The sequence below is a fragment of the Trinickia caryophylli genome (assembly GCF_034424545.1).
Taxonomy (GTDB): domain Bacteria; phylum Pseudomonadota; class Gammaproteobacteria; order Burkholderiales; family Burkholderiaceae; genus Trinickia; species Trinickia caryophylli.
In genome coordinates, this window is the sequence record NZ_CP139970.1 from 669,743 (window position 1) to 694,358 (window position 24,616).

At 65.0% G+C, this 24,616-nt stretch carries 22 protein-coding genes; 5 read left to right on the top strand and 17 right to left on the bottom strand.

Going from position 1 to position 24,616, the window contains the following annotated elements:
- Positions 1-220: 220 nt before the first annotated feature.
- Positions 221-595, bottom strand: coding sequence for a CCDC90 family protein (locus U0034_RS02995; protein WP_085225669.1), 375 nt, complete (start codon positions 593-595; stop codon positions 221-223).
- A 243-nt stretch (positions 596-838) separates the two neighbouring features.
- On the opposite strand from U0034_RS02995, the gene xth reads away from it, so the two are divergent.
- The gene (gene xth / locus U0034_RS03000) at positions 839-1,615 is read left to right on the top strand and encodes an exodeoxyribonuclease III (protein ID WP_085226409.1); all 777 of its coding nucleotides are present in this window, start codon (positions 839-841) and stop codon (positions 1,613-1,615) included.
- A 20-nt stretch (positions 1,616-1,635) separates the two neighbouring features.
- Here xth and U0034_RS03005 read toward each other — a convergent pair whose 3' ends face one another.
- From U0034_RS03005 to glnA, 4 genes are all read right to left on the bottom strand, one after another.
- A complete protein-coding gene (locus U0034_RS03005; protein ID WP_085226407.1) occupies positions 1,636-3,459 on the bottom strand; it encodes a methyl-accepting chemotaxis protein in 1,824 nt (607 codons plus the stop codon).
- A gap of 240 nt (positions 3,460-3,699) precedes the next feature.
- Positions 3,700-5,232 (bottom strand): nitrogen regulation protein NR(I), encoded by a 1,533-nt coding sequence (gene ntrC, locus U0034_RS03010; protein ID WP_085225667.1) that lies wholly within the window; start codon positions 5,230-5,232, stop codon positions 3,700-3,702.
- 14 nt (positions 5,233-5,246) lie between these two features.
- Positions 5,247-6,389 (bottom strand): nitrogen regulation protein NR(II), encoded by a 1,143-nt coding sequence (gene glnL / locus U0034_RS03015; protein ID WP_085225665.1) that lies wholly within the window; start codon positions 6,387-6,389, stop codon positions 5,247-5,249.
- Positions 6,390-6,522: 133 nt separating this feature from the next.
- On the bottom strand, positions 6,523-7,938 hold the full coding sequence (glnA, locus tag U0034_RS03020; RefSeq protein ID WP_085225663.1) for a type I glutamate--ammonia ligase: 1,416 nt from the start codon (positions 7,936-7,938) through the stop codon (positions 6,523-6,525).
- Between the two features lie 392 nt (positions 7,939-8,330).
- On the opposite strand from glnA, the gene U0034_RS03025 reads away from it, so the two are divergent.
- The gene (locus tag U0034_RS03025) at positions 8,331-8,795 is read left to right on the top strand and encodes a rhodanese-like domain-containing protein (RefSeq protein WP_085225661.1); all 465 of its coding nucleotides are present in this window, start codon (positions 8,331-8,333) and stop codon (positions 8,793-8,795) included.
- A 30-nt stretch (positions 8,796-8,825) separates the two neighbouring features.
- Here U0034_RS03025 and U0034_RS03030 read toward each other — a convergent pair whose 3' ends face one another.
- On the bottom strand, positions 8,826-9,650 hold the full coding sequence (locus U0034_RS03030; RefSeq protein ID WP_085225659.1) for a competence/damage-inducible protein A: 825 nt from the start codon (positions 9,648-9,650) through the stop codon (positions 8,826-8,828).
- Positions 9,651-9,883: 233 nt separating this feature from the next.
- Between U0034_RS03030 and U0034_RS03035 the strand changes: the two genes are divergently transcribed.
- On the top strand, positions 9,884-10,021 hold the full coding sequence (locus U0034_RS03035; protein ID WP_085225657.1) for an entericidin A/B family lipoprotein: 138 nt from the start codon (positions 9,884-9,886) through the stop codon (positions 10,019-10,021).
- A 26-nt stretch (positions 10,022-10,047) separates the two neighbouring features.
- Here the strand turns inward: U0034_RS03035 and U0034_RS03040 are convergent, their stop codons facing one another.
- From U0034_RS03040 to hrpA, 4 genes are all read right to left on the bottom strand, one after another.
- The gene (locus U0034_RS03040; protein ID WP_085225655.1) at positions 10,048-10,914 is read right to left on the bottom strand and encodes an EI24 domain-containing protein; all 867 of its coding nucleotides are present in this window, start codon (positions 10,912-10,914) and stop codon (positions 10,048-10,050) included.
- Positions 10,915-10,929: 15 nt separating this feature from the next.
- The gene (locus U0034_RS03045; protein ID WP_085225653.1) at positions 10,930-11,934 is read right to left on the bottom strand and encodes a sterol desaturase family protein; all 1,005 of its coding nucleotides are present in this window, start codon (positions 11,932-11,934) and stop codon (positions 10,930-10,932) included.
- A 29-nt stretch (positions 11,935-11,963) separates the two neighbouring features.
- A complete protein-coding gene (locus U0034_RS03050) occupies positions 11,964-12,989 on the bottom strand; it encodes a YncE family protein (RefSeq protein ID WP_085225651.1) in 1,026 nt (341 codons plus the stop codon).
- Between the two features lie 94 nt (positions 12,990-13,083).
- Entirely contained in the window at positions 13,084-17,172 is a 4,089-nt protein-coding gene (gene hrpA, locus U0034_RS03055) for an ATP-dependent RNA helicase HrpA (protein ID WP_085225649.1), read from the bottom strand.
- A gap of 22 nt (positions 17,173-17,194) precedes the next feature.
- Here hrpA and argA point away from each other — a divergent pair, with 22 nt between their 5' ends.
- Both argA and U0034_RS03065 read left to right on the top strand, forming a co-directional pair.
- On the top strand, positions 17,195-18,574 hold the full coding sequence (argA, locus tag U0034_RS03060) for an amino-acid N-acetyltransferase (protein ID WP_085226405.1): 1,380 nt from the start codon (positions 17,195-17,197) through the stop codon (positions 18,572-18,574).
- Positions 18,575-18,620: 46 nt separating this feature from the next.
- Positions 18,621-18,899, top strand: coding sequence for an oxidative damage protection protein (locus U0034_RS03065; protein ID WP_085225647.1), 279 nt, complete (start codon positions 18,621-18,623; stop codon positions 18,897-18,899).
- Positions 18,900-18,987: 88 nt separating this feature from the next.
- Here U0034_RS03065 and U0034_RS03070 read toward each other — a convergent pair whose 3' ends face one another.
- The 7 genes from U0034_RS03070 to U0034_RS03100 all read right to left on the bottom strand — a co-directional run bounded on the left by U0034_RS03070 (position 18,988) and on the right by U0034_RS03100 (position 24,574).
- Positions 18,988-19,461: a metallophosphoesterase family protein gene (locus U0034_RS03070; RefSeq protein WP_085225645.1), complete on the bottom strand. Its 474-nt coding sequence runs from the start codon at positions 19,459-19,461 to the stop codon at positions 18,988-18,990.
- A gap of 13 nt (positions 19,462-19,474) precedes the next feature.
- On the bottom strand, positions 19,475-19,678 hold the full coding sequence (locus U0034_RS03075) for a hypothetical protein (RefSeq protein WP_085225643.1): 204 nt from the start codon (positions 19,676-19,678) through the stop codon (positions 19,475-19,477).
- A gap of 140 nt (positions 19,679-19,818) precedes the next feature.
- On the bottom strand, positions 19,819-20,439 hold the full coding sequence (locus U0034_RS03080; RefSeq protein ID WP_085225641.1) for a glutathione S-transferase family protein: 621 nt from the start codon (positions 20,437-20,439) through the stop codon (positions 19,819-19,821).
- Between the two features lie 283 nt (positions 20,440-20,722).
- Positions 20,723-21,391: a response regulator gene (locus U0034_RS03085; protein ID WP_085225639.1), complete on the bottom strand. Its 669-nt coding sequence runs from the start codon at positions 21,389-21,391 to the stop codon at positions 20,723-20,725.
- 17 nt (positions 21,392-21,408) lie between these two features.
- Positions 21,409-22,785 carry a sensor histidine kinase gene (locus U0034_RS03090; RefSeq protein WP_085225637.1) on the bottom strand — a complete coding sequence of 459 codons (1,377 nt, stop codon included), beginning with the start codon at positions 22,783-22,785 and terminating at the stop codon, positions 21,409-21,411.
- A 100-nt stretch (positions 22,786-22,885) separates the two neighbouring features.
- Entirely contained in the window at positions 22,886-23,743 is an 858-nt protein-coding gene (locus tag U0034_RS03095; RefSeq protein ID WP_085225634.1) for an ABC transporter permease, read from the bottom strand.
- Between the two features lie 36 nt (positions 23,744-23,779).
- Positions 23,780-24,574 (bottom strand): ABC transporter ATP-binding protein, encoded by a 795-nt coding sequence (locus U0034_RS03100; RefSeq protein ID WP_085225632.1) that lies wholly within the window; start codon positions 24,572-24,574, stop codon positions 23,780-23,782.
- Positions 24,575-24,616: the final 42 nt, after the last annotated feature.

A 24,616-nucleotide genomic window follows, 5' to 3' on the forward strand; every position in this document is an offset into this window, starting at 1 on the left:
CAATCCATGCCACTACTGCCGCCAATCACGCGCCATGGCGCGCACAGGGGGACACACAGGGGGACACACAGGGGGACACACAGGGGTTTGCGGGGCTACGCCGATGAATATCGCCGCCCGCGCCTTTGATTTTTTCTTGTTCAGGCGCTGAGCGCGCCCGACGCGGGCAAAAAAGCGCGCGGAGTAACGCGCGCCAGGATGAACAGCAAGAGCAGGCAAGCTAGTGAAGAAGCACGCGCGCCGCGATCTGTGCCGCCGTAGCGATGACGCTGAGGCTCACCAGCCACACGATGGTCGAAACCTTCGACTTCGCGATTTCGGTCATCATATCTCCGCGGGTCTTGGCCAACTCGGTCCTCAATTCGCCGCGCAATTCGGTCAAGCCGATTTTCAGATCCGTACGCACGCTCTCGATTTCAGCCGTGATTTCAGCCTTGAGCGTCGATTCTGTGTTCTTGAGATCCTGCTTGGTTACCAACGTGCCTTCGATCGCACCGGCAAGTGCCTCGGCCTGCGTCACCACCGTTTCGCGCGGGACACCACCCTGTTCAAGCCGGCGGACATACGCCAACGCGTCAAAAGCAACGACCATCATGCATTCCCCCTCGCAACTGGCATCGATTCTACGTCAGCGCACCGGCGCCGATACTGTGTGACTGTACAGTGGAGCTTCTCTCAAAAAAAGCGGGCGGCCGCGAGCCTGATAGACTCCCGGCTGTTCGGCAGGCCGAGCGGGCGCGAGGCCCGGCAGGTGGGCCGGCCACCGGAACGTGGGTAGCCAGACGAAGGGGCCGTGCGCGCAATCGCCCGCTACTCTGAAGCAACGATGCGAGAAAACATGAAGATTGCCACGTGGAACGTCAATTCTCTGAAGGTCCGTCAGCAGCATGTGATCGACTGGCTCGAGCTCTCGGGCGTCGACATACTGTGTCTCCAGGAACTGAAGCTGCCCGACGAGAAGTTTCCGCATGCCGAGCTTGCTGCCAAGGGCTATCGCAGCTGGTGCGCCGGACAAAAGACCTACAACGGTGTGGCGGTACTCGTGCGCGAGGGGCTGAAAGTCGACGAAACCGATATCGTGCGCAACATCCCGGGCTTCGACGACGAGCAACAGCGTCTGATCGCACTCACCATCGGCGGCAATCGCATCATCTCCGCCTATTTCCCGAACGGCCAGGCGCCCGGCACGGACAAATTCGCCTACAAGCTGCGCTGGCTCGATGCGCTGGCCGCGTGGATCGGTGCCGAAATGGCCCGCTATCCGGCGCTTGCGCTACTGGGGGACTACAACATCGCGCCCGAAGACCGCGACGTGCACGACCCGCAGGCGTGGCAAGGCCAGAATCTCGTCTCCCCCGAAGAACGCGCCGCGTTTGCCAAGCTCGTGGGGCTCGGCCTCGTCGATTCCTTCCGCAAGTTCGAACAGCCGGAGAAGACGTTCACCTGGTGGGATTACCGCATGCTGGCGTTCCGCCGCAATGCGGGGCTGCGCATCGATCACATCCTGCTCTCGCCCGAGCTCGCGCAGCACTGCTCGCTGTGCGAAGTCGACAAGACACCGCGCAAATGGGATCAGCCGTCGGATCACGCGCCCGTCATCGCACAGATCGGCTGAATCCACGCTGACGTCGGCGCTCAAACCGCCTCGGCGGCATTTGCGCCGCTCAGCTTGAATTCGCCAACGGCCTGAGCCAACTTCGCCGCCTGCTCGCGCAGCATTTGTGCGGCGGCCGCCGATTGCTCCACGAGCGCGGCGTTTTGCTGCGTCGTGTTGTCGAGCTGCGCGAGCGCCTGGTTCACGTGGCCCAGTCCTGTGCTTTGCTCCGTTGCCGCCGCGGAAATCTCGGCAATCACGCTCGTGATGCCTCGCACGCCCTGCACGATTTCGTCCATCGTCGATCCGGCCGTCTGCACCAGTGTCGATCCGGCTTCTATCCTCTCGACGGAGGAGCCGATCAACTGCTTGATCTCCTTGGCCGCCTGAGCACTGCGTTGCGCAAGGGCACGCACCTCCCCCGCCACCACGGCAAAGCCTCGGCCGTGCTCGCTCGCGCGTGCCGCTTCCACGGCGGCGTTGAGCGCCAGGATGTTGGTTTGAAACGCAATGCCGTCGATGACGCCGATGATGTTCGCGATCTCGGTCGACGCCTTCGTGATGGCATCCATCGTGGAGACCACGTCCCCGACCACGACTCCGCCGCGCGTCGCAACGTCCGACGCGGATTGCGCAAGGCCGCTCACTTTCGTTGCCGCGTCAGCCGAATTGCGCGCCGTGCCGGCGATCTGTTCGAGCGCGGAGGCGGTCTGCTGCAGGTTGGACGCGGCCAGTTCGGTGCGGCTCGAGAGATCCTGATTGCCCTGTGCGATTTCAGAGCTGGCGAGGTTGACCGATTCACTGAAATCGCGGATATGCAGCAAGATTGCGCTGATCTTGCCCGCAAACAGATTGAATGCGTGCGCGATCTGTGCCGCTTCGTCACTGCCGTTGGCGGGCAGCCGCCTTGCGAGGTCGCCACTGCCGCTGGCGACGTCCGTCAGCGCGTCGCGCACTAGCAATATGCGCTTGAACGCCGCCTGGGTGATAGCGCCCACGAGCGCGGCCGCGACAAGCGCCACGACGATGATCGCCAGGAACGTCGTCGTGGCCACCGCGCGCATGCCGGCCGTCACGTCCGCCTTGTCCAGTGCAAGTACGAGGCTCCAGTCTGTGCCCGTGATCGGCTGCGCGCGCAGCAGCTTTGTCTTGCCGTCGATCAGGACGGCAAGCGGCGCGGAGGCCGTCGCTATCGTCTTGAGCGCGTCCGGCGTCAGTCCGGGCGCCATCTCGGAGGCCGGCTTCATGATGAGCTCGGTCTTGGCACTCGCGATGACATTGCCGGCATCGTTCACGAGAAACGCAAAGCTGGCGGGCGTCGGATGCACAGCGGTCACGATTTCGCTCACACTTTGCATGAAAAGACTGGCGGCCATGACGCCTTTCACGCTGCCGTCCCGGATCAGCGGGACGGCGAACGCAAACGCGGGCTTCCCGCTCGAAGCGTCACGATAGAGTGCGGTCACCACGAGATGGCCGGCCCCCACCGCCTGCTTGTACCAAGGCCGCGCCGTGGGATCGTAGCCCGGAGCGAGGGGGACGTTGGAAAACGCGGTCTTGTCGGGCAAGCCGAGTGTCATGACTTCGAAGCCGCCCGATCTGGCGAGGAGCTTCAATGCCGGCAGCGGGTCGCCTTCGCCAATCGCCAGCGTGTCGGCGAGTGCCTGCGTCTGCCGCGCGCGGCTCTCTATCCAGCCGTTGATGGCGAGGGTATGTCCCGTCAGAATCGACTTGAAGTCCTGGTCGATGGTCTCGTCGTTATGGATCTTCACCACGTAGTAGACGAGCCCGCCCGTCACCGCAAGCGCGGTCACGACGATCGCCACGCTGGCCGCGAGAATTCGACCACGAATCGTTCCAGGCATCATGCTGACTTTCCCCGATAGATAGAAGAGACGCTCTGGCCGCAGACACGTCGTTCAATAGATAACGACGGCTCGCGGAGCGAACTTGAGACGGAGTAACGCTGAAATCCGTCTCATCGGGGTTAAGCACAGGCTGAATATCGTGTAAGGAAACCCTTAACGCAGGACGAAGGTCTCGCGTTTTTCGTTCGGGCGTGTTTTCATCAGCGATGCCGAGCCAGCCGCAAGCGGCTGGCTCGGTCAAGGCTCCAGATGCAGCTCCTGGATCTTGCGCGTAATCGTATTGCGCCCGATGCCCAGGCGCTCGGCCGCCTCCACCTTGCGCCCTCGCGTGAAATCGAGCGCCTCGCGAATGACGGCTGCCTCGAAACGGCGCGCCAGTTCATCCATGACGTCGGCCATGTTCTCGCGCAGCATTCGTGCGACCTCCGCGCGCAGCCCGCTCTCCCATATGCTCACGGGCAGGTTCGGGACACCACCGATCGCGCCCGGCACCGACATGCCGTTGCGCTCGCCTTCGAGCGGTGCGGCCGCCGCGGAACCCATCGCCACGCTGGCCGCCGCCTGCGCGCCGGCACTCGGTCCTGCCACGATGTCGCCCGATACTTCCGCCGGCTGCTGCGGAACGAGGTCCGGCGGGAGATCCTTGATTTCGATCGTCTGCGCAGGCGCCATGACGGTCAGCCAGTTCGCGAGGTTTTCGAGCTGGCGCACGTTGCCCGGAAACGGCAACGAGGCAAGATAGGCCAGCGTCGCATCCGATACGCGCTTGGGTTCGACACCGAGATCGCGCGCACTCTTTTGCAGGAAGTGGCGTGCGAGCAGCGGAATGTCCTCCTTGCGTTCGCGCAGCGGCGGCAGGCGCAGCCGGATGACGTTGAGCCGGTGATACAAGTCTTCGCGAAAGAGCCCCTGCCGCACGCGGGACTCGAGGTTCTGGTGGGTCGCCGCGATCACGCGCACGTTCGCGCGCAACGGGCTATGGCCGCCGACGCGATAGAACTGCCCATCCGAAAGCACGCGCAGCAGCCGCGTTTGCAGATCGAACGGCATGTCGCCGATTTCGTCGAGGAAGAGCGTACCGTTTTCGGCCTGCTCGAAGCGCCCCTGGCGCATCGCCTGCGCGCCCGTGAACGCGCCGCGCTCATGTCCGAAGAGTTCCGATTCGAGCAGGTCTTTCGGAATCGCCGCCGTGTTGAGAGCGATGAATGGACCGTTTGCACGCGGGCTGTGCCGGTGCAGCGCCCGCGCCACGAGTTCCTTGCCCGTACCGGACTCCCCCGTGATGAGCACGGTGGCCGAGGAATGCGAAAGACGCCCGATCGCCCGGAACATGTCCTGCATCGCGGGCGCCTGACCCAGCATTTCCGGCGCGTCGGCCAGTGTGGTTTCGGCCGCGTGCACGCCGCGCAGGCTTTCGTCGACGGCGCGATGAATGAGTTCGACCGCACGGTCGATGTCGAACGGCTTCGCCAGATATTCGAATGCACCACCTTGGAACGCGGCCACGGCACTGTCGAGATCGGAGTAGGCCGTCATGATGATGACGGGCAGCTCGGGCAGCCGTTCGCGAATCGCCTGCAGCAGCTCGAGACCCGACGGCCCCGGCATGCGGATGTCGGATACGAGCACCTGCGGCGACTCGTGCTCGAGCGCGGCCAGCGCCTCGCGCACGTTGGCGAAGCTGCGCGTCGCCAGGTTCTCGCGCGCCAGCGCTTTTTCGAGCACCCAGCGGATCGATTGGTCGTCGTCTACTATCCAGATCGGCTTCATAGAGTGGTCGTTGGTCAATTGTCGAGCGGCAACAGAATCTGAAACTCGGTGTGTCCGGGCCGGCTTTCCACTTCGATGACGCCGTCGTGCTGCTGCACGAACGTTTGCGCGAGCGTGAGCCCAAGACCGCTGCCATCCTCGCGCCCGGACACGAGCGGATAAAAAATACGATCGCGGATCTCCGGCGCAATGCCGGGACCGTTGTCGACGACACGCAAGTCCAATGCCAGTTTGCACAAGCGCTTCGCGATCGTGATCTTGCGTGCCACGCGCGTGCGTAGCGCAATACGTGCATCGCCCTGGCTGATGCGCTCGCGCAGCGCCTGGGCCGCGTTGCGCACGATATTGAGGAGCGCCTGGATCAGTTGCTCCTTGTCGCCGCGCAGCTCCGGCACGCTCACGTCGTAGTCGCGCTCGATCGTGAGGCCGCGCGGAAACTCGGCCATGATCACGGCGCGCACGCGCTCGCATACCTCGTGAATGTTCACATCGCCCACGATGTGCGGGTGACGGTGCGGCTCGAGCAGCCGATCGACGAGCGTCTGCAGGCGATCCGATTCCTTGACGATGACCTGCGTGTACTCCCGCAGTTCGTGTCGCTCGCGCGCACCGAGTTCGAGTTCGAGCAACTGCGCGGCGCCGCGGATGCCGCCGAGCGGGTTCTTGATCTCGTGAGCGAGATTGCGGATCAGTTGCTTGTTGGCGACCGTGAGATCGTGAATGCGCTCCTCGCGGTCGGTGCGCAGATGGCGCTCGTTCTCGAACAACTCGAGCAACACGTAGTCGGGCGCGCTTTCGAGAAAGCCCACCACCACATGCACAGGCAGAGCCTCGCGCGGCGGGCGTTCGAACACGGCATCGAGATGCGTGGCATGAAAACGGTGCTCGGCGATGGCGGCAATCGTCTCGACGAGTGCATCGCCGTTGGCAAAGATCTCGGGCCACGACATCTGCATCAACTGCCGGCGCGAAAGGTCGAGCATCGATTCGGCCGACGGGTTCGCGAAAGCGACGCGCAGCGTGCGCTTTTCGAGCACGAGCACGACGGTAGGCAGCGCCTCGAAGCCCGGCAGCAGGCCCGACGCAGCCAGCGAGGCATCGTTCGTCAGGGGTTCCGATTGCCCCTTCTTCGTCTTGATCAGGTTCTTGAGCACCATCGTCTAGTCACAGCCGCGGGAGCAGGTATTTGCGACGAATAAAAAAGGGACGGCGCCGCCGTCCCTTCGAGACCGATCGCAAGCGTGATGGCGCCGCGCCCATGACGAAACACAGGCGAAGCGCATCGGCTGCTTACAGCGAGTAGTACATCTCGAACTCGATCGGATGCGTGGTCATACGGAAGCGCTGCAGTTCGCCTTCCTTGAGCTCGAGGTAGGCGTCGAGCATGCTGTCCGTGAACACGCCGCCGCGCGTCAGGAACTCGCGGTCCTTGTCCAAGGCTTCCAGCGCCTGATCGAGGCCTGCGCAAACGGTCGGGATCTTCGCGTCTTCTTCGGGCGGCAGATCGTACAGATTCTTGTCCGCGGCTTCGCCCGGATGAATCTTGTTCTGCACGCCGTCGAGGCCGGCCATCATCAGCGCCGAGAACGCGAAGTACGGGTTCGCCATCGGATCGGGGAAGCGCGTTTCGATGCGGCGGCCCTTCGGATTCGACACGTGCGGAATACGGATCGAGGCCGAGCGGTTGCGTGCCGAGTAGGCAAGCTTCACCGGTGCTTCGAAGTGCGGCACGAGACGCTTGTACGAGTTCGTCGTCGGGTTCGTGATCGCGTTCAGCGCACGGGCGTGCTTGATGATGCCGCCGATGTAAAAGAGCGCGAATTCCGACAGGCCGGCGTAGCCGTTACCCGCAAACAGGTTCTGGCCGTCCTTCCAGATCGACTGGTGAACGTGCATGCCCGAGCCGTTGTCGCCAACCACGGGCTTCGGCATGAACGTCGCCGTCTTGCCGTAAGTGTGCGCCACGTTGTGGACGATGTACTTCAGCTGCTGCGTCCAGTCGGCGCGCTGCACGAGCGTCGCGAACTTCGTACCGATCTCGTTTTGGCCTTGGCCCGCCACCTCGTGGTGATGCACTTCGACCGGGATGCCGATTTGTTCGAGCAGCAGGCACATTTCCGAGCGCATGTCCTGGAACGAGTCGACCGGCGCGACCGGGAAGTAGCCGCCCTTCACGCCCGGACGATGGCCCGTGTTGCCGCCTTCGAATTCCTTGCCCGCCGACCACGGCGCTTCTTCCGAGCCGATCTTCACGAAGCAGCCGGACATGTCCGTATTCCACTGGACGGAGTCGAAGATGAAGAATTCGGGTTCCGGGCCGAAGTAGGCCGTGTCGCCCAGGCCGGTGCTCTTGAGATAAGCCTCGGCGCGCTTTGCGAGCGAGCGCGGATCGCGCTCGTAGCCCTTGCCGTCCGCGGGCTCGACCACGTCGCAGGTCAGGACGAGCGTCGGCTCTTCGTAGAACGGGTCGATGAATGCCGTATTGGGGTCCGGCACGAGCAACATGTCCGACGCTTCGATGCCCTTCCAGCCGGCAATCGAGGAACCGTCGAACGCATGGCCGCTTTCGAACTTGTCTTCGTCGAACGCCGACAGCGGAACAGAGACGTGCTGCTCCTTGCCGCGCGTGTCGGTGAAGCGAAAGTCGACGAACTTGACGTCCTCGTCTTTGACGAGCTGCATGACGTCGGCCACGTTTTTACTCATATCCTCTTCTCCATTTAATAGATTCGGCGGTTCTTCACTTCGCGGCCGCCTCAGCCAGGAAACAGCTCTGACCGAACGCCGCCGGCAAGCGATCGCCGCCGGTTAGAGCAGCTTTCGTGCCAGATTCGACACGAATCGTTGGAAGCGCGACCACCCCGGCGGGTAGCCGCGCCCCTCATTGGAACGCCCCGTTGCCCCCGGGCACGCATCGCAAGCGCGTCCGGCCTCACTTCGGCACCAATCCGGTGCATGCGGCTGGGATCACGAGACCCAGCGTTCAATGTTGGTGCACGCACATTCATTGTGCACCAACAGAGTTCATTGCGCGGCACCGCCCTCGCTCGCGGCCAGGCGCGCGCTAAAATACACGTTTCCTTCGAGGAGGCAAGCAGATGAGCACGCTCGAACAAATCCTGGCTCAAGCCGACAAGCGGCGCCAAGAGCAGCAACTGCCCTACAAGGGCGCGCTCGCGCCGGCCGAGGCATTCGAGTTCCTCGAACTCGATCCGAACGCCCGGCTCGTCGACGTACGCACCCGCGCCGAGCTCGACTGGGTCGGCCGGCCTGTCGTGGGCGACGGCCGGTACGTGCATATCGAATGGACGCGGTACCCGGGCGGCGTGCCCAACCCCGAGTTCCTGGATACGCTGCGCGCGGCCGCTTCGCCCGATACCCCGGTGGTCTTTCTGTGCCGCAGCGCCGCCCGCTCGAAGCTCGCGGCGGTAGCCGCCGCGCAGGCGGGCTTTACACAAGCCTATGATCTGCTCGAGGGGTTCGAAGGGGGCAAGGACGGCAACGGACACCGCAAGACCGTCGATGGCTGGTGCTATCGCGGCCTGCCCTGGATCGGCGCCTGAGCTTCGCGCCTCGAGCGGCCGCGCGCGCATTCAGCCGCCCGTCTGAGCATCGGCGCCCGGCTCGACGATATCGCCGCCGAGCAGGTGTACGCCTTCGCGCAGTTTGACGAAAGCAGCAGCGACCGCTTCGGGCTCCCCTTTCACACCGAGGTCGATATGCCGGCGCGCGTAGACGCCCCCGCGCTCGGCGTCGCCAACGCTCGGCAAGCTGAACACGCGCACGCCCGGGAAGTCGGCCTCGATCTTCTCCATCAGCGGCGTGAGCGTCGATTCCATCAGTTCGAAGACGAGCAGCGAACGCTCGGCATGGGCCACCTGGTGGTGCAGATGTGCGTATTGGTTGTCGAGCACCCATTCGATCATGGGCCACGCCATGACGGGAAAGCCCGGCACGAAATGGTGGCTGCCCACTGAAAACCCCGGAATCTTGTTGTAGCCGTTGGGGATGATCGATGCGCCGCGCGGAAAGACGCCCATGTTCAGGCGGTGGCGATTTTCGGGGGACTCGAGCTCGAGCGGGAGCGCGCCGGCGGGCTGCATGTCGCGAATACGCTGACGAATTAGCTCCGCCGCCTCCGGATGCAGTTCGAGCGGCACGCCAAGCGCACGGGCCGCGCACTGTCGCGTATGGTCGTCCGGCGTCGCACCGATACCGCCCGTCGAAAAGACGATGTCGCCCGAAGCGAACGTGCGCGCAAGGGTTGCCGTGATCCGCTCGGGATCGTCACCGACGTATTCGGCCCAGGCGAGCGCCAGCCCCCGAGCGCCGAGCAGCTCGATGACCTTCGGCAAATGCTTGTCCGCACGCCTGCCCGACAAGATTTCGTCGCCGATGATGATGACGCCAAATGCCATGACCGCCTCGCATTGATTGGGAGGCGCTCATGGTCGCCGATGATCGTGACGATCGCAAGTGCCGGACTTTCGCACCCACCGCACGCGCTCGCCGGCGGTGGGCCCGCGCGTCGGTGCTGTCGGCCGGCATCGGCTGCGGGCGACGATCCTGTCGATCTCTTGTCGATCTCCACACCGGGGCACGCGGATTGCTGGGGTCGGTTACCAGCACCACTCAGCCAGGGAGAAGACACATGGCACGACTCATCTCGCTCATTTTGCTGTTAGCCACCGTCACGCTGACGGCCTGCCACACGGTTGCGGGCGCGGGCCAGGATATCTCGCGGGGCGGCAACGCCATTACCAACTCGGCCGAGAAACACTCCGAATAACGGCCCGCCTGCTGCCGGCGTCGCGCTCACGCCGCCGGCAGCAGGCGGTCGCCGTCGCCACCGCGGCCGTCGCCACCGCGGCCGCCCCCGCCGCCCCGCCCCTCTTCGCGCATGCGCGCGAGGGCATCGAGGCAATAGTGGCCGAACCACAGCGCCGAGAAGACGAGAATCACGGCGTAGAGCCAGATCGTCGCGGCCGCGATCACCGGAAAAAGCACGACGAGCCAGAGCGACCATGCCCACAACAGGGTGGGCAGCGTGCTCATCAGGCCGCTCGCCACGCCGATGGCCAAAAGCGGCGCCCGGTAACGGCGCATGAGCGCCAGCCGCTCTTTCCGACTCGCGTGCAACGCGAGTGCATCGTAGGTCATCACCCGATAAGTGAGCCAGCCCCAAAGCAGAGGCGGGATCAGCGCGAAAAGCGGCGGAATCAGCCAGAGCGGCATCGTCACGATGGTCAGCGCGAGGCAGATGAATGTCGTGGCGGCCGCATAGGCGATGCTGCCGAACCACGTGCCGCCGCGGCGCACCTCGAGGGCTGCGAAGCGGCGCGACGAAAGATGGCGCACGACGCTTGGCATCGAAAGGGTCGCGATCAGCAGCAGCACGGTGACGACAATGAGCGGAATCGCGAGCGCCACGACGACGAATGGCGCGACGGCCGCATGGAGACCGGAGAGGCCGACCCAGTCGAAGGCTCTATAAAGCGTAGCGCCGAGTCCCGACGCATCCAACGCACCGCGCACGGCGCCGACGAGCGCCTGCCACTGGAACCAGAAAAACGCGCCCCACCCCGCCGCGGCCACAAGAAATGGCCAGAACGTGAGCCAGAGCATGCGCGGATGCGCCATGCTCGCGACGGCGCGGCCGAACGCGCGTACGAGTTCGTTCATGCCGCCCGCTCCGCGTCAGAGCACGGCAGCGTCGCCCCGCGATGGATCTTGCGCGCGCCGCGCGACCACGCGACGGACGATGCGCACGAACGCCAGCCAGTGCTGGGACACCAACCCTTCACCATACGACTCTCCCTCCAGTTGCTGGCGGATACCCGTAGGCTCGAGCGTGCGATTCCACGACGCCGTCCTGAACAGCATGTCCCACCAGGGGAACAGCACCCCGAAGTTGCATCCGTAGGACGTGCCCTCATGACCGTAGCCGATCGCATGATGCCGGCGATGGAACGCCGGACTCACGACGAGCCGCTCGAGCACCCGCCCGTAGCCGAGCCGTATGTTCGCATGTTGAATGCTCTGCAGGAAGTTCGTCACGGCGGACAGGACGACGAACTGCGTCGGCGGCACGCCGATCGCAAGCGCGATCGCAGCGAAGAACGAGGCCTGGAGCACGTCGTCGAGCAGGTGGTTGCGATCGTCGGACCAGAGCGACAGCTGACGCTGGCTGTGGTGCACCGCATGCAGTTCCCACCACCAGCCGAAGCGGTGCTGCCACCGGTGATACCAGTAACCGGCAAAATCGAGCGTCACGAGGTAGATCGCGAACGCCGCCAGCGGCTTCGAACTGATGCCGGGCGAGAGGTGATCGAGATTGAAATTGACGATGCCGCGATAGCGCAGCCATGCCTGAAAGCCGTCGAACAGCGGCTGGAACGCAACGAAGAAAAAAAGATTGAACAGACCGAGCTTGGTGATCCACGTATAGAGGACGTCCACCCGCACGGCCTTGCGGTCGGTCCACCGCTCGGCCGGAAACAGTGCCTCGAGCGGGCGCAGCAGCGCGTAGGTCCCTGCGATCGTCAGCAGGCCGACGATGACGGGATAAAGGGCGTCATACGAATCTTCGTCGTAGTCCATCCAGCCGAGCTTGAACAGCAACGGCTGGACGACGTGCACGTAGGCCCAGGTTTGCAGCGTCGAAACGACGGCGTCGAGCGAAGCGGAGATCAGATGCAGCATGTCCGGCTGGCCTTGGCTCTCGGTCCTGGTCAGGCTCCGTTGCGTGCCGTCACCGGCGCGCGATCGAAGAAATAGATGCCGTGCGGCGAGCGGCCGACAGCCACCGTCTTCACGAGCTTTCTGGCCTGCAGGTCGATCAGCCCCACATGCCTGGCGAAGCGGAACGTCACCCACATGTAGCGCTTGTCCGCGCTGAGTTCCATGTCGTCGGGCCCGGGCATCAAACCGGTGATGTCGCCAACGTTCGCGAGCGCCTCTTCGTCGATGATGCTGATGGTATTGGCCACGCGATTGCTGACCGCAACGTGCCGGCCGTCGTCGAGCGAACGGAAGTTGTGGGCGCCCTCGCCCGTCTTGATGCGTTTGACGACGGTGCGCGTGCGCCAGTCGACGACCGCGACGTCGTCCTCGCCCGTCATGCCCACGAGCAGGTATTTGTCGCCCGGCGTGAGCCAGAGCCCCGCCGGCGTCTTGCCGACCGGCATTTTCCATAGGACCGTCTGCGTCGGCAGGTCCACCGCGGCGATCTCGCCCGAAACCTGCAGCGTCACGAATACCGTCCGGTTGTCCTTCGTGAAGGCCATATGGCTCGGCATCGTCGCCAGCGGCAACCGCCTCGCGAGCGTAACGCCGTTGGTCGCGGCTTCGCGGCGGTAGATGTCGAGCCGGTCGAGCCTCAGCCCCGTCGTCACAAACCATTTACCGTCCGGCGAAAAGCCGAGCTGGTAAGGATCCTCGATCCCCTCGAGCCGGCTTTGCGGCTTGCCCGTCTTCGGATCGACGAACATGAGGTCGTTCGAGACCGAATCTGCCACGATCAGTGACTTGTTGTCGGGCGTCGGCATCAGGTGATGCGGTTCCTTGCCCGTCGGCACCACGCCGACCACCTGATGCGTGGTCTCGTCGATCAGCGAAAGCGTTGCTTCGGCCGAATTGAGCACGATGATGTTGTTGGCCCGCGCGGCAGGCGCGAACGCGCCGGCAAGCACGGCAATGGCCACCGTCGCGATGGCGCCGCTCAGGCCATTCGTGCGGGAAAGAGAAAACTTGGGCATGGGAACTCGTAAGGAAAGGCCGACGCTGTGCATAAAACGTTTGCGGCCACTGCCCGGTTGACCATCTCGAAATAAATCGCCGAGCATCCCGCGTTCAGCGCTGCATCGACTCCCACACCTTGTAAAGCCGCTTGACCGACACCGGCATGGGCGTACGCAGTTCCTGAGCGAAAAGCGAAATGCGCAGTTCCTCCAGCAGCCAGCGAAATTCGGCGAGGCGCGCATCGGCCACGCCGCCGCGCGCCGAGCTGGCACGCTGGTATTGCTGTACGAGCGGCTGCAAATCGGCGGCAAGCCGCGCATCGCGAGCCGGGTCGGCTTTCAGCTTGTCGATGCGCAACGCCATGCCCTTCAGATAACGGGAAAAATGCGTCAGCTGCGCATAGGGAGTATCCACGATAAAGCGCTTTCCGATCAGACCCTGTAACTGCTGCTGCAAATCCGCATAGGCCGCCGCATAGGGTTTTGCCTGCGCAAGCTTCTTCGTCACCGCCGCGTAGTCCGCCAGAATCTGCCCGACGAGCCGAGCGATTTCCTGCGCAAGCAGCGACAGGCGTCCCTTGCCTTCGTCGCGGCGCGCATGAAAGCTCGCATCGTCATCGGGCAATGGTTCCTGCAGGCAGGCACGGTCGAGCGCCATCTCGATCAGCTGATCGCGCAGCGCCTCTTGCGTACCGAGCGGCATGAACTGGAGCGCCATTTCGCGCAGGCCCGGCAGATTCTTTTCGAGATACTTGATCGGCTCGCGCAGTTGCAATGCGAAGAGGCGCCGCAAGCCCGAGCGATGCGCCCGCGCGGCGTCTTCGGGCGAATCGAATACCTCGACGTCGCAATGGGTCGTGCGATCGACGAGCGCCGGGTAGCCGAAAAGCGTCTGCCCGCGGCGGCGGATTTCGAGCAGCTCCGGCAGCTTGCCGAAATTCCAGGTCGTCAGGTTCTCATAGAGCGCGGTCGTCTCGGCGCCACCGCCCGCCTCGCCGGGTGCGCGCGCCGGCGCCTGCTGCAGCCGCGGCCCGCCCTGGCCGGGCGCGCCGCCCGGCGCAACCGGCGCAACGGATGCAACCGGCGTGGCCGCCGCAGCCGGCTTCGCCCCCGGCTCCCGGGTACTTCCCGCGCCGGCTGCAAGCTTCTGGAATTCGCGCTGGGCGTCGGCGCCGAGCTCGGCGCGCAGTTGCGCGAGGTTGCGCCCCATGGCCAGTTGCCGGCCGTGCTCGTCGATCACCTTGAAGTTCATGAACAGGTGTGCCGGCAGCGTCTCGAGCTTGAAATCGGTGGTTTTGAGTGCGACTTGCGTCGCCGCGCGCACGTCGGCGATCAACGCCTCCAGGAGCCCGCCCTCGCCGCGCAGCGATTCCCCCTGAGCGACGCCCGCGCGGGCGCTTGCCGCGCGCGCCTCATGCCGTTCGACAAAGGCGGCCGCGTACTCCGGCAGCGGCACGCAGTGGCGGCGCAGCTTCTGTGGCAGCGATTTCAGCAGCAGATGCACTTTTTCCTTCAGCATCCCGGGCACGAGCCATTCGGCGCGGCGGGCGTCGACCTGATTGAGCGCATAGAGCGGCACGGCGAGCGTCACGCCGTCACGCGGCGAGCCCGGCTCGAAGTGGTAGGCCAGCCCCATTTCGACACCGGCCATCGACATGCGCTTCGGAAAGAGATCGGTCGTGATGCCGGCCGCCTCGTGCCGCATGAGGTCATCGCGCGACAGAAAAAGAAGCCGCAGCTTTTCCTCGGGCTGGCCGCTCGCGCGCACCTCGTTGCGGTACCAGCGCTCGAACGCGGCACCCGTATGGATCTGCTTCGGAATCGCCTGATCGTAGAACGCGAAAATGAGTTCGTCGTCGACGAGCACGTCCTGCCGCCGCGACTTGTGCTCGAGCTGCTCGATATCGGCCAGAAGCTTGCGGTTGTGCGCAAAAAACGGGAGCCTGGTCTCGAATTCGCCCTCCACGAGCGCGCCCCGAATGAAGAGATCGCGTGCGCGCCGTGGATCCTGCTGGCCGAACGCCACGCGCCGCCGATGGTAGACCGGCAATCCGAACAGCGTCGCCCGCTCGAATGCGACTACCTGGGCCGCGCGCTTTTCCCAATGCGGCTCGGAGAGCTGCTTTTTGAGCAGGTGCGCGGCGACCTTTTCGATCCATTCCGGCTCGATCTTTGCAAGACAGCGCGCGTAAAGCCGGCTCGTCTCGACGAGTTCGGCCGCCATGACCCAGCGGCCGGCCTTCTTCGCGAGCGTCGAGCCGGGCCACAGAAAGAACTTGATCCCGCGCGCACCCAGATAGTGCGGCTCGTCGTCGGCCTTCAAACCGAGGTTGCCGATGAGCCCCGTCATCAACGCCAGATGGATCTGCTCGTAAGTCGCTTCGCTCTCGTTGATGCGCCAGCCCTGCTCGCGCACAACGGTCAGCAACTGCGAATGGACGTCGCGCCATTCGCGCAGCCGCAGGTGCGACAGGAACTGCTCGCGGCAAGCATCCACGAGCTGCCGGTTCGACTTCTTGTGCGCCACCGCTTCGGTGAACCAGCGCCAGATCTTGAGCCACTGCAGGAACTCCGAGCGCTCGTCGGCAAAACGCCGATGGGCCTGGTCGGCCTGATCCTGCGCTTCGACGGGCCGATCGCGCGGATCCTGCACCGACAGCGCGCTCGCGATCACGAGCATTTCCGCGAGCGCATCGTGCTCGCGCGCGGCCAGAATCATGCGTCCCACGCGCGGGTCGAGCGGCAGGCGCGCGAGTTCGCTGCCGAGCGGCGTGAGCGCATTGCCGTCGTCGACCGCGCCCAGCTCGGCGAGCAACTGGTAGCCGTCGGCGATCGCGCGCCCCGGCGGCGGCTCGATGAACGGAAACGTCTCGATGTCGGTCAGGTGCAGCGATTTCATCCGAAGGATGACCGCCGCGAGCGACGAGCGCAAAATTTCAGGGTCGGTAAAGCGCGGCCGGACCTGGAAATCCGTTTCGCCATATAGCCGAATGCAGATCCCGTCCGCCACCCGCCCGCAGCGGCCCGCACGCTGATTGGCGGCCGCCTGCGAGATCGGCTCGACTTGCAGTTGTTCGACCTTGTTGCGATACGAGTAGCGCTTCACGCGCGCCAGGCCCGTGTCGACGACGTAACGGATGCCCGGCACCGTCAGCGAGGTCTCGGCGACGTTCGTTGCGAGCACGATGCGCCGCGCGTTCGACGGCTTGAAGACGCGGGCCTGCTCGGCCGCCGAGAGGCGCGCGAAAAGCGGGAGGATCTCCGTGTGCGGTGGATGATGCTTGCGCAGCGCCTCGGCCGCCTCGCGAATCTCGCGCTCGCCGGGCAGGAACACGAGAACGTCGCCGCCGCCCTCCCGGCAAAGTTCGTCCACGGCATCGACGATCGCATCCATCAGATCGCGCTCGGCCTCGCGTGCGCCCTTCATGCGCTCGCGGGCGGGCGGCGTGCCCTGGGCGGCCCTGATCGCCGGGCTCGTCTCCTCGACCGGCCGATAGCGGATTTCCACTGGATAGAGCCGCCCGCTCACCTCGATGACGGGCGCGGGCTTCGCTTCCGTGCCGAAATGGCGCGCGAAACGCTCGGCGTCGATCGTCGCAGAGGTCACGATAAGCTTCAGATCGGGCCGCTTCGGCAGGATCTCCCTCAGATAGCCGAGCAGAAAATCGATATTGAGGCTGCGCTCGTGGGCTTCGTCGATGATCAGCGTGTCGTATGCACGCAAAAGCGGATCGGTCTGCGTCTCGGCGAGCAGGATGCCGTCCGTCATCAGCTTCACCGACGCGCCCGGCGCGAGATTGTCGTTGAAGCGCACCTTGTAGCCGACGACCTCGCCGAACGGCGTGCCGAGTTCCTCCGCGATACGCCGGCCCGTGGCGGAAGCCGCGATCCGGCGCGGCTGCGTGTGGCCGATGAGGCCGCTGCCGCCGGCCCCCCGCCCGCGGCCGAGCGTGAGGCATATCTTCGGCAACTGCGTGGTTTTGCCGGAGCCGGTCTCGCCCGACACGATGACGACCTGATGGTCGCGGATGGCACGCGCGATCTCCTCGCGCCGGCCCGTGACGGGCAGCGCGGGCGGAAACTCGATCGGCGGAATCGGGTTGGGCGGAATCGGCGATGCGCGCGGGCCGTCCCGGCGCGGGCGGGAAGGTTTTCCGCGCCCGCCCTCATCGGCGGCCGGACTATTGGGTACGTTCGACATGGGGGCGCATTATAATCGCGGCATGAATGCTCATTCCGACCTTCTCCCCGCCCAGGAACCCGTCGCCAACCGGCCGGCGGCACCCGAGCCCGTTTCCCACCACGCGCAGTTCGTCGACTGGATGCGATCGGTCGCGCCGTACATCCACGCGTTCCGCAACAAGACGTTCGTGGTCGGCTTCGGCGGCGAGGTAGTGCACCAGGGTCTGCTCAATGCGCTCGTCTCCGACATCGCGCTGCTGCAGGCCATGGGTATCCAGATCGTGCTCGTGCACGGCTCGCGCCCGCAGGTCGAGGAGCAGATGAACCTGCACGGCGTGAAGTCGGAGTTCTCGCACGGCATGCGCATCACGGATGCGCGCGCGCTCGAGTCGGCCAAGGAGGCCGCGGGCGAAGTGCGCCTCGACATCGAGGCCGCGATCAGCCAGGGCCTGCCGAACACGCCGATGGCCCACGCGCACATCAGCGTCGTGTCGGGCAATTTCGTCACGGCGCGGCCGGTCGGCATTCTCGACGGGGTCGATTTCCAGCATACGGGCGTCGTGCGCAAGATCGATGCCGAGTCGATCCGGCACTCGCTCGCGAGCCGCAAGCTCGTGCTGCTCTCGCCGCTCGGGTTTTCGCCGACGGGCGAGGCGTTCAATCTCTCGATGGAAGACGTCGCCTCCGCCGCGGCCATCGCGTTGCGTGCCGACAAGATCATCTTCCTCACCGAGACGCCGGGCGTCATGGAGGAAGGCAACCAGCTCGTGCGCGAAATGTCGCTCGACGAAGCGTACCGGCTGCACGAGAGCGGTGAAATCAAGGGCGACGCCGGCTTTTATCTGAAGCACGCCGTGCGCGCCTGCCGCGGGGGCGTCCCGCGCGCCCACATCATTCCCTACGCGCTCGACGGCAGCCTGCTGCTCGAGCTCTTCCTGCACGACGGCGTGGGCACGATGATCTCGTACGAGAACCTCGAAAGCCTGCGCGAAGCGACGCCAGACGACGTCGGCGGCATTCTCACGCTGATCGAGCCGCTGGAATCGGACGGTACGCTCGTCAAGCGCGGGCGCCACCAGATCGAGCGCGACATCGATCATTTCTCCGTCATCGAGCACGACGGCGTGCTCTTCGGCTGCGCGGCGCTCTACCCGTACCCGCAGGAGCGCATCGGCGAGATGGCGTGCCTGACGGTCGCGCCCGACGCGCAAGGCTCGGGCGACGGCGAGCGTCTGCTCAAACGCATCGAGCAGCGCGCTCGCGCGCGCGGCCTCACGCGGATCTTCGTGCTGACTACGCGCACGGAGCACTGGTTCCTCAAGCGCGGCTTCGTGAAAGTTTCGGTGGACGACCTGCCCGAAGACCGCCGGCGCCTATACAACTGGCAACGCAAATCGCTCGTGCTGATGAAGCAGCTCTGAGCGCAGCCGTCTGCCTCCCCACATCGATCACCAGGAGAAACCCACGATGACTCGCATGGTTCAATGCGCGAAGCTCGGCAAGGAAGCCGAAGGCCTCGATTTTCCGCCGCTGCCGGGCGAGCTCGGCAAACGCATCTACGAAAACGTGTCGAAAGAAGCGTGGCAAGAGTGGCTCAAGCATCAGACGATGCTCATCAACGAAAACCGGCTGAACATGGCCGATCCGCGCGCGCGCCAGTATCTGATGAAGCAGACCGAGAAGTTTTTCTTCGGCGAGGGCGCCGATCAGGCCTCGGGCTACGTGCCCCCGCCCGCGCAAAGCTGATCGGGCTCATCCTCGCGCGCGTCCCCGCGTTTGCGACACCCCGAAGCGAAGAAGCCGGCCCGTGACGAACGGCCGGCTTTTTATACATTCATCCGGCTGTGCCGCCGGCAACGAGCGTGTGCAATTGCGCCCGGGCGCGTCCGTCCTCGATCACGAGCATGCCTGCCGAGATCGGGAGCCTGAACCGCCGCGGCCCGGCACTTCCCGGGTTGACGAACAGCACGCCCTCGCGCGTTTGCACGAGCGGCTTGTGGGAATGGCCGCTCACGACCACGTCGATGCCCGCCTCGCGCCAATCGGCGCGCAGATCCGCGAGGTCGTGCACCACGTGGATCGCGACGCCGGCCATGCTCAGCGCGGCCTCCACGGGCAATTGGCCGGCCCATGCACCTTTGTCGTTGTTACCGCGCACGGCCGTGACAGGGGCAATCCGCGCAAGCGCCTCGAGCACCTCCGGCGTGCAGACGTCCCCCGCATGAACGATCGCTTCGCTGCCCGCAAGCCACGCCAGCGCTTCGGGCCTCACGAGGTTGTGCGTATCCGAGATCAGACCGATGCGCACGGTCCGCCCTCCCTCACAGCGCCACGGCCGCGTGAGCGCGGTGCGCGCCGTGAAAGAGGCCGCGCGAGCGGTGCAGTGCCGCCCTCGCCCCGCGCGTGGCAACGATCGCGCCAACCTGGCTCAGATTGAAATCGTGCGACACCATCAACTCCATCAAGGCGACCATCGGCAGCACGACGGATGGACTGTAGATCTGGCGTTCGATGAGGGCTTTCATGGCGGCTTCCTTTGTTGCGGCATCGCCTGATGCGAGGGGCTGCCGGCTTTTCCAATGAAAGCCATTCTAGGCAGCCGCCCCCGCGCGATAAATCCGCAAAACCAGAAGTCACTTGTCCACCGGCACGAACAATCCCGGGCTCATTCGAGCGGCGCGGCGACGAAGGCCGGCAGCGCCTCGGCGCGCGCCGAAAACGCGGCCAGCGCCGGATGGCGCGCCGCATCGACCTGGCCGGGCAGCATATGCTGCGTGAAGCGCCACGCAACGGCTACCGTGACGTCCGGCTGCATGATGCGCTCGCCCGTCAGCCAACCGGTGCCGCCGCCAGCCGCGAGTTCGCGCTCGAGCAGACCGTAGGCGGACGCCAGTTGCCCCGTCACGCGCTCGACCCACGGCTCATACTGCTTGTCGGCCGGGCGCAGATTGCGCTCGTAGGCAATCTGTACCGTCTTTTCGCAAGCCGCCAGCGCGAAGCCGATCAGATGCAGGGCGCGCCGGCGTTCGGCCGCCTGCTGCGGCATGAGGCGCCGCTCGGGCGCGACCCTGTGATCGAGGTAGTCGACAATGAGGCTCGAATCGATCAGTTGCGTGCCGTCGTCGTCCACGAGCGTCGGCGCCTTTACGACCGGATTGATCGCGGCGAAGGTATCGAAATGCCGAAACACCGACACCGCCCGATGCTCGAACGGCAGATCGAGCAGCGTCATCGAAATGGCCACACGGCGCACGTACGGGGAGTCCAACATGCCAATCAGTTGCATCTTCGCCTCTCGTCGTTGGAAAGATCGGCCCCGTACTTTATCAGCGACCGGCCCCGCGCACCACGGTGCAATACGGCGCGCCGCTAAGCGGCCGAGCGCACCGGCACGCGCTCGACGAGCAGTGTGGTGTCCTCGGGGCGAAACGCATGACGAAATCGAACGCCTCCGGGCACGCCCAGAGAGCCGCAGCGTCACGATGCCAAGGCGTTCGATCGTTCATGCATCTTTCATCGGCCACGGGCGACGCTCGGTGAAATCGCCAATGGTGCCCGCCGTCGGTCTGCTACTCCCGTTCGCGCAGGATGTAGCCGAGCCCCCGCAGAGTCATGATTTGCGCGCTCGATTCCGCAAGATGTTTGCGCAGACGGTGAATATAGATATCGATCGCATCCGTGCTCGCATCGTCGTCGAGGCTGTAGACGCTTTCCATGAGGTCGGTCTTCGATACGGTCTTGCCTTGCCGCAGCATCAGCGTTTCCAGAATCGCATGCTCGCGGCGCCGCAGCGGCAAGGGTGCATCGCGATGACAGAATTCGCGCGTATCGGTGTTGTAGCGCAGATCGCCGCATACGAGCGTCGTCGATTTGCCGCCCGACTGGCGCCGGATCAGCGCCTTGATACGCGCCACGAGTTCGCGCGCATCGAACGGCTTGACCACGTAGTCGTCGGCCCCCGCGCCGAAGCAGTCGACCTTGTCGTCGACCGAGCCGTGCGCCGTGAGCATCAGCACGGGCACGTTGTCGCCACGCCGGCGCAGGCGCGCGAGCACGTCCTTGCCGCTGATGCCCGGCAAACGCATATCGAGCAGCACGACGTCGTAGCGCTGCGTCGCAAGAATGGCGTCGGCCGACTCGCCGTCCGGCGCGCAATCCACCGCGAAGTTTTCGCCGCGCAGCAGATTCACGATCCAGTGCGCGAGTTCGGCGTTGTCTTCGACGAGCAGCAGTTTCATTGGAATCCTCGTGGCCTCTATGCTTCCAGCCGTTCCTGCCAGGCCGGCAGGCGCACGGTCGCCACCAGTCCCACGCGCTGCGGCCCCGGAGCCAGCGTCACGCCACCGCCGTGCGCCTGCGCGATCCGGCGCACGATGGCCAGCCCGAGCCCCGTGCCTTCCACCTCGGTCTTGCCGCGATAGAACCGCTCGAATACGTGCGCCCGGATCTCGGGCGGAATGCCCGGGCCATCGTCGATCACCTCGATGACGACTTCATCGCCCTCGCGCCGGCAGCGGGCCGTCACGCTGCCGCCCTCGTGCGTGTAGCGAATGGCATTGTCGACGAGATTGGCGACGAGCGCACTCAGGAGATTGTCCCTGCCGGCCACGACGAGCCGCTCGCCCAGCTCGGCGCCGAGATCGATGCCGCGCCGCTCGGCGGCCATGACCAGGTCCTCCAGCACGGACGATACGACCTGCGCCATGTCCACGGGCGCGCGCGCCGTCTCCGGCGCGGCCGATTCGGCCTGTGCGAGCAGCAGCAGCTGATTCGTCATTTCGATCATCTTGCGGCTCGCGCGGCGGATGCCGGCAAGTGCGTCGCCGAGCGCCGGGTCGCCGGGCTTGCATTGGCAGGCGTATTGGATCTGCATGTCGAGCAGCGTAAGCGGCGTGCGCAACTGGTGCGCGGCATCGGCGATGAACTGGCGCTGCCGCGTGGCATGCAGTTTGAGCCGTGCAATGCATTGATTGATCGCATCGACGATGGGCCGCAGTTCCGAGTGCAGATGCTCGACGCGGATCGGCTCTAGCTGCATCGGCTCCCGATCGGCCACGTCGTCCTTGAGTTTCATCAGCGGCTTGAGCTCGGTCGTAAGGCCGATCAGAACGAACGCGACGGCAAGCGCCAGCATCATTGCCTGACGAATCAGCTGCGGCCGCCAAAGCGAGCGCAGCATCGCCTCGCGCGATGCCTCCGTCTTGCCGACGATCACCGTTACGGTATAGCTGCGGCCGGAGTCGTAGAGCTGGCGCTGAAAGGCCACCGCGCGAATCGGCTGATCGGCGATGGAAGTGTCGTAAAAGCGCGGATAGCGGCCCGCGCGCTCGGGCAGAGGCAACTCCGGCGAGCCACCGAGGAGGCGCTCGGCCGTCATGACGCGGTAGTAGACGTGATCTTGGTACGGTGACTCGAACAGTTCGAGCGCCGCCGGCGGAATCTCCGAAACGAGCGCGCCGTTTTGCCATTGAACGTCTTCGGCGATCGTGCGCGCCGACGCAATCAGCGCATTGTCCTGCACGAGTTCGGCGGTCTGCCGCGCGGCGTCGTAGGCGAGCGAGCCCGTCACGAGCATGAAGGCCGCCAATGGCAGCAGCACCCACCAGAGCAGGCGCGCACGCAGGCTCATCATCGTTCGCTCCCGTCGCGCCCGCTCATACGACAACGCGCGCGGCGGGCACGATACCGTGCCGTCGCCGCGCGCGTGCGATACGTTGCGTCGCCAGTCGAGCTCAGAAGGCGGCGGGTCTCCATTTCAGCAAACGCTTTTCCAGTGCAGTCAACAAATAGTCGGTCGAAAGCGCGACCACGGCAAGCACGATCATCGCCGCGAACACGCCGCTCGCGTTGAACGCGCCTTGCGCCGTCGAGATCAGCAGGCCGATGCCCTGCTTCGAGCCGAGAAACTCGCCCACCACGGCGCCGACGAGTGCAAAGCCGAAGCTCACATGCAGGCTCGCGAGAATCCACGAGAGCGCGGACGGGATCACGACCGAGGTCGTCAGCTGCCGCTTCGAGGCGCCGAGAATCTGCGCGTTCGCGATCATATACCGGTCGGCCTCGCGTACACCCTGGAACGCGTTGCCGAACACGACGAAAAACACCATGACGACGGCAAGCGCGACCTTCGAGGCCATGCCGAGGCCGAGCGCGATCACGAATACCGAGCCGAGCACCACGCGCGGTATCGAGTTTGCGATCTTGATGTAGATGCTGAAGACGTCGGACAGGAGCTGGTTGCGCCCGAGTACCACGCCGCAAACGATACCGCCCACGGCGCCGATCAGGAAACCGAGCATCGTTTCCTCGAGCGTCACCCACACCTGCACGAGCAGCGGCCCTTGCGAGGTACCGTTGACAGACCAGTCGACGATCTGATCGAAGATCAACGAAGGCATGGAGAAGAAAAACGGATCGATCCACTTGAGCCGTCCGGAAAGTTCCCAGCCGCCGAGCACGACGACGAGAACGAGCAGGCGCAACCCGATTACGAGCGCGTGACGCTGACGCAGCTTGCGCTGCGCCGCGCGTTCGACTGCGGCCAGTGCGGACGGGGAAAGCGCCGCTTGGGCATGTTCAATGGTAGCCATCTTCGATGTTCCCTGTAGATGTCGTGGCGGTGGCGGTCAGGCGATCTGCACTTCTTCGCGCAGGTCGTGCCAGATGTCGCGCGAGATTTCGATGAAGCGCGGCTCGTAGCGGATTTCCGAGGTGACGCGCGGGCGCGGCAGATCGATCTCATAGACCTTCTTGAGCGTGGCCGGGCGCGCCGTGAGCACGAAGACGCGGTCGGCCAGCGCAATCGCCTCTTCCAGGTCGTGCGTGACGAAGACGACCGAGCCGGCATTGGCCGACCAGAGCTGCAACAGCTCGTCTTGCATCAGCGTGCGCGTTTGCATGTCGAGCGCCGAGAACGGCTCGTCCATCAGCAGGATCTCGGGCTTGTTGATGAAGGTCTGAGCGAGCGCGACGCGCTTGCGCATGCCGCCCGAAAGCTGGTGCGGATAGTGATGCTCGAACTTCTCGAGGCCCACGCGGCGCAGCCAGTCGCGCGCCTGGTCGTAAGCCGCCGCCTTGGAACGGCCGCGAAAGAGCGGTCCCGCCGCGACGTTGTCGATCACCGAGCGCCACGGAAACACGGCATCGGCCTGGAACACGAAGCCGATGCGCGGATCGATGCCCGTTACCGGCGCGCCCATCACGCGCACTTCGCCCGTGGTGGGCTTGAGCAGGCCCGTGATCATGCTGAGCGTCGTCGATTTGCCGCAGCCCGTCGGTCCGACGATCGCGACGAACTCGCCCTTGGCCACGGCCATGCTGAAATCGCGCAGCGCGATGGTCGCTTTGCCGTCGGGCGAAATGAAGCGGCACGACACCGAGCGGAACTCGATCGCCGGTACGTCTTTGGAAACCTGGTTCATGGCTTAACGTCCAGAAGAGCGCCCGATGCCGCATCGGCGGCA